The organism is Hyphomicrobiaceae bacterium (genome assembly GCA_041397645.1).
Taxonomy (GTDB): Bacteria; Pseudomonadota; Alphaproteobacteria; order Rhizobiales; family Hyphomicrobiaceae; genus Hyphomicrobium_B.
This window is the reverse complement of sequence record JAWKWE010000007.1, coordinates 149,744-162,449: the sequence shown is the minus strand read 5'-3', so window position 1 is coordinate 162,449 and position 12,706 is coordinate 149,744. Positions and strand designations below refer to the sequence as shown.

The following is a 12,706-nucleotide window of genomic DNA, read 5'->3' as shown; positions in this document are numbered from 1 at the left end:
CGGGCCTCGATGTGATGCGCATCCTTCGTCGTTTGGGGGCCCCGGAGCGTCGCTCCCCGAGACCCCCAGGGAGCACATGCGGACAGGTCGCCTGCCCCATCCGCATGTCCATTTGCGATCGGATCGGCTTTATTCGGCCGGGCTTGCCGTGAAGTTGCCGATGATCGCTTTGTGGTGCTTCGATTCCATGGACAGCTGCCATGCGAAGAAGACGACGAACAGTGCAACGATCGCCAGGGTGAAGGGGACTTCATCACCATGGAATGGATAGATCGCGGAGAGTTCGGAGAGTTTTGCAAGAGATGTGACGCCGGTGTTCATGTTGGTTCTCCTAAGTTGAGAGGTAATGTCTGCTCAGTTTAGAAACGCCTGATGAGTGTCCTCAGACTTTGAACTCCTTGCGTTGCAGGGCTTCGAAGGCCGCCTCGGTTCCCGACATGCCGGGATACGTGGTGTGGCTCATCTCGCCATCGAGGCCGGTGAGTTCCACCTTCGGATCAACGCGCAGCATGCCAAGGGCTTTCAGCAGCTTGCCGAGCAGGTAAGCGGGCACGAAGCCGAAGCCGAAGCAGAAGATGAGCGTGACGATCGTGTTGCCCATCGGCGTGATGATGGGCAGACCTTCGGCGTTTGTGCCGAACCAGCCTGCGCCCTCCGACAGCGCAACGGCTGTGCCGGCGCTGGGCATGACCGCGGGGTAGCCCCACAGGACGAAGCCCGCGATGATGCCGCCGAACATGCCGCAGTAGCCATGCACGGCCACGGCGCCGACAGCGTCATCGAGCTTGAACTTCTTTTCCACCCAGTTGTGCAACTGATAGGCAATGATCGTGCCCATCACGGCGATCACGAATGCGATGGCTGGGTGATAGAGATCGTTGCCCGCACTCGCTGAGATGAGTCCGGTCAGACCGCCAGAGAACGTCCAGTAGGCGTTGCCGTGCGAAATTAGGTAGGCCGACATCATGCCGCCGAACAGGGCGAGCAGGAAGTTCATCGTCACACCCGACAGCGTAATCGGAACGCCGTAGATGTTGGTGGCGGTGTAGAATGCTTCCTGGCCTTCCGGCGCGACGTTCACGATCGGGATGTGGCAAGCGGCGTAGAAACCCCAGAAGCCAACATAGATCAGGAACAGTCCAATGGTGACCATCCAGGGATTGTGGGCAGGGATTTCGCGCGGCGTGCCGTCGGGCGCAAATTTGCCGATACGCGGCCCCAGGTTGATGAGGATGCCGAGAGCGGCAAAGCCTGAAACGCCGTGCAGAACGGCGGAGCAGTATTGGTCATGGAACCCAAAATATTGAGTCATCCAGCCATTGCCGGCCCAGCCCCAAGCGGCCGGAATGACCCAGGCAATCGCGCCGACCCAGACTGCGATGATCAGGAATCCGGTCGTCTTGGAACGCTCGATGATCGAGCCCGAAACGATCGAAGCGGCGGTCATGCCGAACAGTGCGAATGCTGCCCAGAACACGCCGGAGATGTGATCGGAGAGGTTTGGTGCAAGCTTATCTGACCAGGGCTCGAAGCCCGTGGCGAAGCTGACCGAACTGGTGCTGACGGGCCAGCCCTGAGGGGCAATATAGAGCCACATGCCAAATAGGAAGAATGCAATTCCCACCACGGGAATAGCCATCGCATTCTTCAGGAGTGTGTGTTGCACGTTCTTTGTGCGCGACACGCCGACTTCATACATGCAGAAGCCGATGTGGATTAGAAACATTAGAACCACGGTCAACCAATAATAGAATTCCGTGAAAATCGTAGTCATTGCTGTCGCTTGATCGGCCATACGGTGTCTCCCCTGCCGCTCGCAGTCCGCCCGCTAAGCCGGTTGGGGTACCCTCGTCGGGATCCCGAACCAGTTGCGGTGATTTCCTCTAACGCAACGAATGTGCCAGAAGAGAAAACCGTGCTAGTAATCGTGCGTCGGGTCAGCAAATCGTCGAAATCTCGGACGTTTGGCGGTAGCTGCTGGCTCTGCGCCAAGCACGTCGGGGGATGTATGCGGATCTCAACGTCTGCTCGCTTTCCCGGCAACGCGCTCATTGTTCGGGCTTGCAGGGTTTCGGCAGGGGGCGGCACAAAAACTCAGCGTACGCCGTGGCGGCGCTTCGAGCAGGGAGACACTGAATGCATATCCTCGTTCTCCAACATCTGGCCGTTGAGCATCCAGGCACATTGCGCGATTTCCTGCAGGAGGATGGCGTGACGTGGGAGACGGTTGAACTCGATGCGGGGGAAACGATACCTGCGCTCGCCCGCTTTGATATGATGTGGGTTATGGGTGGCCCCCAGGATGTCTGGCAGACGACTGAGTTCCCATGGCTAGTGGATGAGATCGCCGCCATTCGGACCTTCGTCACGCAGTTGCGACGTCCCTATCTGGGGCTTTGTCTGGGCCACCAGCTGCTCGCGGCGGCGCTTGGTGGCGAGGTTGGATTGGCGCGCGAAGGCGAAGTCGGTCTCATGGACGTGAAGTTGTCGGAGCAGGGCCGCCGCGATCGACTTCTGCAAGGGATGCCTGATCCCTTGCCGGTGCTTCAATGGCACGGGGCGGAGGTAAAGAGCGTACCTTCCGATGTTGCTGTGCTCGCATCGTCGGAACGCTGCGCCATCCAGGCTATCCGCTATGGCGCGTGCGCCTATGGGCTGCAGTTTCATGCCGAGGTTACTGCTACGACAGTTGCCGATTGGGCTGCGATCCCGGCCTACGCTCAAGCCCTGGATCGTGCTCTAGGCTCGGGCGCAGCAGCACGCTTGGAAGCGGATGTGGCGGCCAAACTTTCCAACTTCAACGCCGTCGCGCGCACGCTCTACCGCAACTTGATGCAGGCTTCGGCACAGCCTGCAACTTGATGGAGGTATTGCGTTATGGCGCTGCGTTCGATGCGCGGTCTGCGATACCTAGAACGCCGCGCGCTTCCGAAAGTGTTTGCGGCGCTGAAGCCGTTGCATCGAGCCGCGGCCAGCGAATGTTGCCGATATCGTAGCCGAGCTGCTTTTCGACCACCGCTGATGTCGCGTCCGAAGCATCGCCTACACGGTTTGCTACGCGCGTCTTGAGTGTCTGCGCGTCGCCTTCAAGCCAAAGTCCGAAAAATGGGACACCGGTTCGGTGTGCGAGAGCCTCGACGTCGTCGCGTTCCGATGGATCAGCCATGACCGCGTCGATGATGACGCTATGACCGGCACGTAGTGCTGCTTCGCCGCGTGCGATCAGGCGGTTGTAGACAGCGTTGGCCGTTTGCTTCGAGTAAGCTGATGGCGGAAGACGATCGGTTGGCTCGACGCCAGCCAGCGCCTTCCGCTCCAAGTCGCTGCGCAAATGAAGTGCGCCCGGAGCTGGATCGATGAGGGGCGCAAGGGCGCGAGCGAGGGTCGTCTTTCCTGTGCCGGACAGTCCCGCAACGACGATTAGGCGGGGTGGTGGCGGCTGAAGCCAGTGGTGGGCGTGTGCAAGCGATCTGTGTGCTGAAGCTCGCAGTGTGCCGCTGTCGCCATGTGTGGCCGCGAATCGGTCCATAGCAACGAGGGCACGCACGCAGGCACGCAACGACATGAACAAGGGCAGCAGCCGCAGGGCCTCCACATCACTGATGTCCTGAGTGCGCCACAAGTAGCGATTTAGCAGTGCATTCGCCGCTTCGCGCGCGTTCATTCGTTCCAGATCCATGAGCAGGAAGGCAAAGTCATACATCGTGTCGATCGTGGCGAGCTCTTCATCGAATTCGAGCGCGTCGAACAGAACGGGATGTCCCTTCCAAAGGACGATGTTGGCCGTATGCAGATCGCCATGGCAGCGTCTGATGTGCCCGCTCTTAGCCCGGGTTGCGCGCAAGGCTTGGGTTCCGGAGAGAACCGTTTGAAATGTTGCGCGAAGATCTTGTAACAAACCTGACAGCTCGGGTGTGGCTGACGTCTCCAATCCTGAAAGAACGCCTGCCGTAACATCGCTCATGCGTTCCGCCTCGGCCTTGGAGGCCGGCGCGTTTGCGTGGTAGAGGGCAATGCCATCAGCCAGTTCATCCAGCATTTTCGGCGTGAGTGCGCCGCGCGCGGTCACAGACTTGAGAAGATCCCCCTGGTCGAAGCGGTGCATCCGGACAGCCCATTCCACAGGCGTGCCAGAACCATTGACGAGCAGGCGACCGTCGCGCTCGCGCGTAATGGGGATGACATCGCGGTAGAGGCCTCCAGCCCCTGGGCTGTTGATGGCAAGCTCGTGCAGGCAATAGCGCTTGCGCAGATCCAGCGTGGAGAAATCGAGATAAGGTAGTTTCACGGCGCGTTTGATTTTCATGACGCTGTCGCCCGCCAGGAAGATGCGCGCGCCGTGGGTATCGACCACGTCCACTTTATCGGGTTTTTCCGGCCAATTCTTCGGATTACTCAGGTAAGCGAAAATCTCGTCTTGGGCTTGCGCCATCAGGTCGTCTCATTCGCTGCCTGGCGCTGAGCGGTGCGCAAGGAGGGCAGAAAACGCTCCAATTCCTTATCGACCTCTACGCCGAGCGTGCTGTTGAAAACATTGACAGCCATCATCATGCCCGCGAAGCCCACGATGTTGACGAGATCCCGGTCACTAAACCGGGCTTTGAGATCCTTCCATAGGGCTTCATTATCTGACGTATGGTGGCCTGCGCTTTCCACCACCATGCTCTCCGCCAGACGCACAAGGAGGGCCTCGTCGGGTGTTGTGGTAAATGCGTCCGGCGCGATCCCCACTTCATCGAGTTCCTTGCGGAAATAGAGTGTACACAGGACGCATCCGTTACGCGCGGATATCGCGTGCGCGAACACTGCGGCTGCCCGATGCCCGACGAGCTTTTCCAGTTCGTCCCAAAGTGGATACCAGCCCATATAGGCTGCATAGGCGGGCTCCGACTGCAGAAGTGTGCGTTTCATGTTGGTGACGCGCCCGCGTTCACGCATCTCGCTGTCCCACGCCGCGCGCAGCTCTGCACTGGCGGTTTCGTAGTTCGCGTGACCAACTCGACTCATCTTCAGCCCTCCCCGGGGATCGGCAGATTGAACTTTTATCCTTGGTGGAGCGGTACCGGCGCTGCGTCAAGGGGCTGCACTGAGAACCTTGCGCTGTCACAACAATTGCACGTTCAGCGCTTTCTCTGGCAAGACAAGCGCACGACGGCAATCCGTCATTGACGGCGCAGTTGATCAGGTAAAGGACCCACGAGGCAATGACCCTATGACCGTTCGCAATCTCGATGCTCTTTTCCAACCCCGCTCGGTCGTATTCGTGGGCGCCAGCTCAGAACCTGGTACAGTTGGCGAGACCATTGTCAAAAATCTGATGGCCGGAGGATTTGGCGGAAAGATCCTGCTCGTCAATCCGCGTCATAGCGAAATTCATGGTCAGCCTTGCTTCAAATCAATCGATGATCTTCCTGTAGTTCCGGATTTGGCGGTGGTGGCGACACCCGCCAAGACGGTTCCCGACATCATTGCTCAATTGGGCAAGAAGGGCGTGCGCGCGGCCGTCGTCGTGACAGCTGGGCTAGGCCCGCTAAAAGCGACGATGCTCGATAACGCTCGGCCCTATTGCCTTCGCATTCTGGGGCCAAACGGCATTGGCTTGATGCTACCGACACTCGGTCTCAACGCGAGCTTTGCGCATCGCGATGCGCCGAAGGGGACAATCGCATTCCTGTCTCAGTCGGGAGCGCTGCTGACGACGGTGATTGACTGGGCTGCCGGTCGCGACATTGGATTTTCGCATGTGGTCTCGCTCGGTGACATGTCGGACATCGATTTCGGTGATCTTCTCGACTACTTCGCGGGAGACATGGAGAGCCGAGCCATCCTGGTCTACATGGAGGCGCTCACCAATGCTTCCAAGTTTATTTCGGCCGCCCGCCGCGCTGCACGCGTGAAGCCGGTAATCGTGGTGAAGAGCGGACGCCATGAAGCCGGAGCGCGCGCAGCCATGTCCCACACTGGCGCTCTTGCCGGTTCAGACGCTGCATACGATGCCGCCTTCCGCCGTACTGGCCTTTTGCGTGTGCAAACGTTGCCAGATATGTTTGCCGCCGCCGAGGTTCTTGCACGCCGTCCCAGGCTCCATGGGGAACGCTTGACCATTCTCACCAATGGCGGCGGCGCGGGTGTCCTTGCTGTCGATGCCCTGCAGGACGAGGGCGGAATTGTTGCACCTCTTGAGCCGGAGACGAAGGCCAAGCTTGACGCCGTGCTCCCTGCTGGATGGTCGGGTGGCAATCCCGTCGACATCATCGGAGACGCCGGTCCTGAACGGTATCGTGCGGCCATGGATGCGCTTCTGGAGGATAAATCGGTTGACGCCCTCCTCGTCATGCAGTGTCCAACGGCGCTCGCTGATCCACTCGCGAATGCACAAGCGATTTTGGACGAATATCATGCGCAAACCCGCGACAACTTAAACCCAAAGCCGTTGCTGACGTGCTGGTTGGGCGAGGGATCGGCGCGGGCTTCACGCGAACTGTTTGTGAAAGACAAAATCCCAACGTTCGAAACGCCAAGCGACGCCGTCGTCGGGTTTATGCAACTTGTCAGATATGCGCGGGCACAGCAGGAACTCATCCAGACACCCGATGCTGGGCCGAAGTTCGAGGCCGATGACGACAGCGAGGTGACGCGGATCATCGCATCGGCGTTGAGCGAGGGCCGCGACGTTCTCAATGCCATTGAGGCCAAGGCCGTGCTTGCCGCTGAAGGCATCCCGGTCGCCGAGACGATCGTTGCGCGCAACGCGGCAGAAGTCGAAGCCGCCGCCGCCCAGGTGCTAGTCCACAACGCAGCCTGTGTGATCAAGATCCTTTCGCCGGACATCTCGCATAAGTCCGACGTGGGAGGCGTGCGGCTTGGGCTTGAAAGCGCGAAAGCCGCCGCCATTGCCGCGCAGGAAATGATGGAGCGGGTTGCATCTGTAAGGCCGGACGCAAAGATCGAAGGCTTCATGGTGGAAGCCATGATCCGTCGCCCAGGCGCGCATGAAACCATAGTCGGAATGAGCGTGGATCGCACGTTCGGGCCGATGATCCTGTTCGGAGCCGGTGGAACCGCGGTTGAGGTGGTGGCCGATCGTGCTCTGGCGCTGCCTCCGCTTGATGATGTGCTCGCCCGACAAATGATCAAGGAAACGCGCATCTCGAAGTTGCTCAAGGGCTATCGCAATACGCCACCGGCGAACGTGGGGGCCATTGCCGACACGCTGGTCAAGATCAGCCATCTGGTCGTGCGACACCCCGAGATCCGCGAACTGGACATCAATCCGCTGATCGTTGACGAGGAGGGCGTGCTGGCGCTCGACGCACGCATTCGGGTGGAGGATGAAAGGCTGAAGCCGCGTATGGCGCTCGCCATCAGGCCTTATCCGCTTCAGTGGGAGACTCGCTTTGACATCGCGGGTGTCGGTGACGTGTTGGTTCGCCCGGTGCGCCCTGAGGACGAACGGCTTTATGAGAAGTTCTTTTCCAATATTTCTTCGGAAGATGTGCGGATGCGCTTCTTCACGCCACGGGTGGCGCTATCGCACCAATTTCTCGCACGCCTTACGCAAATCGACTATGCGCGCGAGATGGCCTTCGTTGCGCTTGCGCCCGAAAGCGGCGATTTGCTGGGTGTCGTCCGTCTGGTTCTCGATCCCGATCTGGCGACGGGGGAATACGGAATCCTGGTACGCTCAGATCAGAAGGGTAGGGGGCTCGGGTGGCGTCTGATGCAGCACCTCATTACCTATGCCCGCGCCGAGGATGTCCGCAGCATCACCGGATTGGTGCTATCGGAAAATACAACCATGATTGAGATGGCTCGCCGGCTTGGGTTCAAGATGACGATCGGCGAGGATGATCCTGAAGTGGTCGAAGTGCGCCTCGATCTCTAGTGGCACGTAAGGATTGGGCCCTCAGCGGTCAGCCGGCTTGCGCTCCGCGAGGGTGCGAGCGGCCCAGTCTTTGACGTCCTCAGGGCTTGCAGACAGATAGATACCTTCTCCGCTCGTGAAGTCTTCCCACAACGCGCGATGCGCATTGTTGAGCCCGGTGAGAACCGGCAATTCATTGGCAACAGCGGCTTCGATGATCGGACGGAAGCCCGCACGTGCTGCCTCCTGTTTGCCGAAGCGATTGAGGATGACGAGGTCGACGTTCGTATCGATCGTGTTTGCCACCAGTCCCGCAACGGTTTCCAAAGCATAGGAATCGAGTCGGCATCCGCCGCCGCCCGCGGCAGGCTCGCCGGATACGTCGAGGCGGCGGCCCGTGGAGAGATCCTCCAGGATCATCGCGTCGTGCGGTAGGCCCTCGCGCGGCTCATTCCATTGCACCGCACCAGCGAGCTTGTAACCCTTGGCGCGCAACTCATGCGCAATGGCACACAGGACGGCGTCGATGTCGTCGCCCTGTCCGGCATCGTATGCTATTGCAGCGAGTTTCATGGGCATTATCCTTCTCGTGCGGCGACCAATTCGCGCCGCGGTCGCTCGTAAACTTTAGACTAACGGACTGTCGGTTCTTTCGCTACGCGCCCAACGTCTCAGGTCGGCTTTCGTGCGCTGCACGCATGTCTTCAGGGTAGGGAAGGAGAACATCATCTACCGCTATCCCCAATATACGTATTTGCCCACGACAGGCTTATGGTCTATTTACCTGACCAAGAAGCCCATAATGGCTAGTCGGTCCACGACACTACAATGGCCAGGGAATTATAAAAAAGGGGGAAGCCGAGGATGTGGTCACAGGTCTACGATCCGTTTGGGAACATGCTGTTGTCGGCGGCTGTGGCTGCCTTGCCCGTGTTCGTGCTTCTGGGATCGATTGCGATCTTCGAGATCAAAGCTCACTACGCGGCAATCCTGGGTTTGATCTCAGCACTTCTTGTGGCCGTGCTCGGCTTCGGTATGCCAGCGGACATGGCGGCGAAAGCTGCGGGCCTTGGGGCCGCTTTCGGCCTGATGCCAATCGGCTGGATCATTCTCAACGTCATCTTTCTTTATAACCTTACAAACGAGAAGGGTGACTTCGAACGCTTGCAGGTTTCGATCCGCAACATCTCCGATGACAGGCGTATCCAGTTGCTGTTCATCGCATTTTCTCTCGGCGCGTTCTTCGAAGGAGCCGCCGGTTTCGGCACCCCGGTCGCGGTGACGGCGGCCATGCTGATTGGCCTAGGGTTCTCGCCCTTGGCCGCATCTGGCTTGTCGCTGATTGCCAACACTGCTCCGGTGGCCTTCGGAGCGCTGGGCACACCCGTCATCGCGCTTTCCGCCGTCACCGGCCTCGACCTTCTTTCATTGACCGCGCAAGTGGGCCGCCAGCTGACGCCGTTCTGCATTCTCGTCCCGTTCTGGCTGATCTGGGCCTTCGTCGGTTTCCGTAAAATGATGGAGGTTTGGCCGCCTATCCTTGTTGCAGGCGTTTCGTTCGCTATTCCCCAGTATTTGATCTCGAACTACCACGGTCCGTGGCTTGTCAACGTGGTGGCAGCCATCTGTTCCATGGGCGCACTGGCGCTGTTCCTCAGGTTCTGGAAGCCCGCCAACCCGATGACGGATATGCCGGACCATCATGCCGCGGAGAACCATCCGGGCACCTCGGCTGCCGCGCTTACGGGTGGCGGCGCGCGCGTATGGGCGCCATGGGTGATCCTCAGCCTGTTCGTGTTCGCATGGGGCGTGCCGCAGGTGAAAGAGGTCTTGAACGGTTGTCCCACCGCACTTTCCGCAGGTGAGACCCGCTCGGCGATTTCTGAATCGGCCTGCTCGCTCACCAAGCTCGCCTTCAACAAATTCCCGATCCCGGGCCTGAACGAGCAAGTCCAGAAGATGCCTCCGGTCGTGGCACATCCTGAACCCGAGAAGGCGGTCTATACGTTCAATATCCTTTCGGCCACCGGAACGAGCATTTTCCTCGCGGCAATCGTGGCGGCGTTCGTGCTCGGATATACTGTTCCACAGATGATCCGAATGTACGGCAAGACGATTTGGATGGTGCGATATTCTCTGCTCACGATCGCAGCAATGCTGGCCATCGGCTATGTGACCCGCTACGCCGGCACCGACGCAACAATGGGATTGCTGTTGGCTAACACAGGTTTCCTGTATCCGTTCTTCGGCACCATGATTGGTTGGCTCGGTGTGGCGCTGACAGGATCCGATACGGCATCAAACGTGCTGTTCGGCGGCCTCCAGAAGGTCAGTGCTCAGCAGCTGGGTCTGAGCCCCATTCTGATGGCGGCGGCGAACAGCTCCGGCGGCGTGATGGGCAAAATGATAGACGCGCAGTCCATCGTCGTCGCCTCGACGGCCACGAAGTGGTACGGCAACGAAGGCTCAATCCTTCGCTTCGTCTTCTTCCACTCGGTGGCCCTGGCTTGCCTCGTTGGCCTGCTAGTGATGGCACAGGCCTACATGTTCCCCTTCATGATCGTGTCTGGGCCGGTCACACCGTAAGTTATTTCGACGACATCGCGGCCCGACGTGCGCATGCATGCGGGCCGCAATGGTTTTCTTCAAAGTGTGAGAAGTTCCTTTGAGCGGCATGGAACATTCGACGGCGAATTTCGAGACCCGCGCTGTACGCGCAATGGCTGATAATAACCTGCAGTCTTCGCTGGCCGCTTTGCGCCGGGGTTTTGTCGGGAACCGCGCCAAAGCCGTTGCCGAGTTTCCCGATTTCGAGGCATTGCGGGCGCAGGGTGCGGCGATCAAGGATCACACCCTCGCCAATCTCGATTTCTACCTTGAACGCTACGAGCAGGCTGTAACGTCACGCGGTGGACAAGTGCACTGGGCGCGCGATGCCCAACATGCGTGCGAGATAATTCGCGATATTTGCCGACGAACCAACGCCAAAACCGTCACTAAAGGTAAGTCCATGGTGTCGGAGGAGATCGGTCTCAACGCGGTACTGGAAGCCGAAGGGCTCGAGGTGCTCGAGACCGACGCGGGCGAATATATCGTGCAGCTTGCCGGTGAGGCACCCAGCCACATCGTCATGCCGACCGTCCATAAAACGGTGGAGCAGATCTCGGCGCTGTTTGCCGAAAAGCACAAGGCATATGGCTTCAAGCAGACCAGCGATCCAGCAGAGTTGATAGGTCAGATCCGTACGGTGCTGCGTAAAAAGTTTTTTGCGGCAGATATAGGCGTCACCGGAGCGAACTTCCTCATTGCCGAAACCGGCTCCAATATCGTCGTAACCAACGAGGGCAATGGAGACCTCACTTCCACGCTGGCGCGCGTGCATGTTGTGACCGTCGGCATCGAGAAGTTGGTTCCTACCATCAATGATGCGGTGACGATGTTGCGGCTCTTGGCGCGCAGCGCGCTCGGCATGGAATTCACCACCTACATGAGCTTGATGAGTGGAAAACGGCTCGCCGGCGACATCGACGGACCTGAAGAATATCACGTGGTTCTGGTCGATAACGGCCGCAGCAAGATGCTCAACGGGCCCTTCAAACCAATGCTTCGGTGCATTCGCTGTGGCGCGTGCATGAACCATTGTCCGGTCTACATGTCCGTTGGGGGGCACGCCTACAACTGGGTCTATCCGGGTCCAATGGGTGCCGTCCTAACCCCCATGATCGCAGGACATGAAAAGGGCGGTGAGCTGCCCCACGCCTGCACGCTCAATGGTCGCTGTCAGCAGGTGTGTCCGGTCAAAATTCCTTTGCCAGACATGTTGCGCCGATTGCGCCACGATCAGTGGGAGGCGGGTATGACGTCCTCCACAGTGCGTGCTGGGTTGGGGCTGTGGTCGTGGGTTGCCCGTCGTCCACGCCTTTACAACATTGCTGCTCGAATAGCGGCGCGTTCGATGCGTCTGATGGGCGGCACGCGCGGTCGGATTCGCTCACTCCCGCTTGGCAGCGGTTGGACGGGTGAGCGCGACATGCCGGCGCCTCAAGGCAAGACGTTTCAAGAAATCTGGAAAGATCGCGGAGGTGCCCGATGAGTGGCTCGGCACGCGATGAGATTATGGCACGCATCAAGGCCGCAACAGCCGCCACAAGGGACAGTGACCCGCTTTCTGTATGGTCGAAGGACCGCCCGGCATCGATCCGCCCGCAGCTGCCGGGCGATGTCGAAGCGAGTTTTCGGGCCAAGGCGGCGACAAATCTCATAAGCATCCGGGACGTCGGCGGCATAGAAGGTGTGCCCGTTGCTGTCGCTGAAATTCTGGCGCGCGCCAATCTCGCACCAGATATTTCCGTCTCGCCAACTCTGCGCGATCTGCCGTGGCCCCGCACCGTGCAGGTGCGAGACGAGAAAGCGCGCGTCGATGAGAAATTGACGGTCACCCGCGCGGTGGCGGGGATCGCTGAAACGGGAAGTGTCGTTCTTTGCTCCAGCAAGGATGCCCCCTCAAGCCTCAACTATGCGCCAGAGATCCATGTGATCGTGCTCGATAAGGCCGACATCACGGCGTTTCTGGAAGATGGCTTGGCTAAAGCGAAGGCGGCCTACGATCCCTGGCCGCGGGCGGTCAATCTCGTGTCGGGGCCGTCGCGCACAGCAGATGTTGCGGGCATCGTCGTCAGACCTGCACATGGTCCCAAGGCTGTGCATGTGCTGCTGACCTCATCTGCGAAAACATAACTGTTCAAGCAACATTTGAGGTGAGCTCCGGGCGTTGCAGCCACGACGGGGCACAACGCCCTTCTACATGTCTGTGCGCGCGCTTCATGGCACGCACAATGCGCT

The 12,706-nt window shown here is 59.4% G+C and carries 10 protein-coding genes; 5 read left to right on the top strand and 5 right to left on the bottom strand.

Features of this window, described 5'->3' with window-relative positions; genetic code table 11:
* Positions 1-129: 129 nt before the first annotated feature.
* Together R3D51_18635 and R3D51_18630 are read right to left on the bottom strand one after the other, a co-directional pair.
* Positions 130-321, bottom strand: a complete 192-nt coding sequence (locus R3D51_18635; GenBank protein MEZ5901501.1) for a hypothetical protein — start codon at positions 319-321, stop codon at positions 130-132.
* Positions 322-382: 61 nt separating this feature from the next.
* Complete coding sequence (locus R3D51_18630; protein ID MEZ5901500.1) at positions 383-1,795, bottom strand: ammonium transporter; 1,413 nt, start codon at positions 1,793-1,795, stop codon at positions 383-385.
* 341 nt (positions 1,796-2,136) lie between these two features.
* Between R3D51_18630 and R3D51_18625 the strand changes: the two genes are divergently transcribed.
* On the top strand, positions 2,137-2,862 hold the full coding sequence (locus R3D51_18625; GenBank protein MEZ5901499.1) for a type 1 glutamine amidotransferase: 726 nt from the start codon (positions 2,137-2,139) through the stop codon (positions 2,860-2,862).
* Between the two features lie 13 nt (positions 2,863-2,875).
* Here R3D51_18625 and R3D51_18620 read toward each other — a convergent pair whose 3' ends face one another.
* The gene (locus R3D51_18620; protein ID MEZ5901498.1) at positions 2,876-4,432 is read right to left on the bottom strand and encodes an AAA family ATPase; all 1,557 of its coding nucleotides are present in this window, start codon (positions 4,430-4,432) and stop codon (positions 2,876-2,878) included.
* Positions 4,432-5,007: a hypothetical protein gene (locus R3D51_18615; GenBank protein ID MEZ5901497.1), complete on the bottom strand. Its 576-nt coding sequence runs from the start codon at positions 5,005-5,007 to the stop codon at positions 4,432-4,434. The genes R3D51_18620 and R3D51_18615 overlap by 1 nt, the downstream gene beginning before the upstream one ends.
* Positions 5,008-5,212: 205 nt before the next feature.
* Here R3D51_18615 and R3D51_18610 point away from each other — a divergent pair, with 205 nt between their 5' ends.
* Positions 5,213-7,885, top strand: a complete 2,673-nt coding sequence (locus R3D51_18610; GenBank protein MEZ5901496.1) for a bifunctional acetate--CoA ligase family protein/GNAT family N-acetyltransferase — start codon at positions 5,213-5,215, stop codon at positions 7,883-7,885.
* Between the two features lie 21 nt (positions 7,886-7,906).
* On the opposite strand, the gene R3D51_18605 is transcribed toward R3D51_18610, so the two are convergent.
* Positions 7,907-8,437 carry a DUF2478 domain-containing protein gene (locus tag R3D51_18605; protein ID MEZ5901495.1) on the bottom strand — a complete coding sequence of 177 codons (531 nt, stop codon included), beginning with the start codon at positions 8,435-8,437 and terminating at the stop codon, positions 7,907-7,909.
* A 291-nt stretch (positions 8,438-8,728) separates the two neighbouring features.
* Between R3D51_18605 and R3D51_18600 the strand changes: the two genes are divergently transcribed.
* The 3 genes from R3D51_18600 (at position 8,729) to R3D51_18590 (ending at position 12,601) form a co-directional block, all read left to right on the top strand.
* Positions 8,729-10,450 carry an L-lactate permease gene (locus R3D51_18600; GenBank protein ID MEZ5901494.1) on the top strand — a complete coding sequence of 574 codons (1,722 nt, stop codon included), beginning with the start codon at positions 8,729-8,731 and terminating at the stop codon, positions 10,448-10,450.
* Positions 10,451-10,583: 133 nt separating this feature from the next.
* Complete coding sequence (locus R3D51_18595; GenBank protein MEZ5901493.1) at positions 10,584-11,957, top strand: LutB/LldF family L-lactate oxidation iron-sulfur protein; 1,374 nt, start codon at positions 10,584-10,586, stop codon at positions 11,955-11,957.
* A complete protein-coding gene (locus tag R3D51_18590) occupies positions 11,954-12,601 on the top strand; it encodes an LUD domain-containing protein (GenBank protein ID MEZ5901492.1) in 648 nt (215 codons plus the stop codon). The genes R3D51_18595 and R3D51_18590 overlap by 4 nt, the downstream gene beginning before the upstream one ends.
* Positions 12,602-12,706 lie beyond the last annotated feature (105 nt).

What these genes read in the sequence shown, in the direction of transcription:
- R3D51_18590 (MEZ5901492.1), top strand. Translation starts at nt 11,954, where the DNA reads ATGAGTGGCTCGGCACGCGATGAGATTATGGCACGCATCAAGGCCGCA.
- R3D51_18635 (MEZ5901501.1), bottom strand. Translation starts at nt 321, where the DNA reads ATGAACACCGGCGTCACATCTCTTGCAAAACTCTCCGAACTCTCCGCG.
- R3D51_18615 (MEZ5901497.1), bottom strand. Translation starts at nt 5,007, where the DNA reads ATGAGTCGAGTTGGTCACGCGAACTACGAAACCGCCAGTGCAGAGCTG.
- R3D51_18610 (MEZ5901496.1), top strand. Translation starts at nt 5,213, where the DNA reads ATGACCGTTCGCAATCTCGATGCTCTTTTCCAACCCCGCTCGGTCGTA.
- R3D51_18625 (MEZ5901499.1), top strand. Translation starts at nt 2,137, where the DNA reads ATGCATATCCTCGTTCTCCAACATCTGGCCGTTGAGCATCCAGGCACA.
- R3D51_18600 (MEZ5901494.1), top strand. Translation starts at nt 8,729, where the DNA reads ATGTGGTCACAGGTCTACGATCCGTTTGGGAACATGCTGTTGTCGGCG.
- R3D51_18605 (MEZ5901495.1), bottom strand. Translation starts at nt 8,437, where the DNA reads ATGAAACTCGCTGCAATAGCATACGATGCCGGACAGGGCGACGACATC.
- R3D51_18620 (MEZ5901498.1), bottom strand. Translation starts at nt 4,432, where the DNA reads ATGGCGCAAGCCCAAGACGAGATTTTCGCTTACCTGAGTAATCCGAAG.
- R3D51_18630 (MEZ5901500.1), bottom strand. Translation starts at nt 1,795, where the DNA reads ATGGCCGATCAAGCGACAGCAATGACTACGATTTTCACGGAATTCTAT.
- R3D51_18595 (MEZ5901493.1), top strand. Translation starts at nt 10,584, where the DNA reads ATGGCTGATAATAACCTGCAGTCTTCGCTGGCCGCTTTGCGCCGGGGT.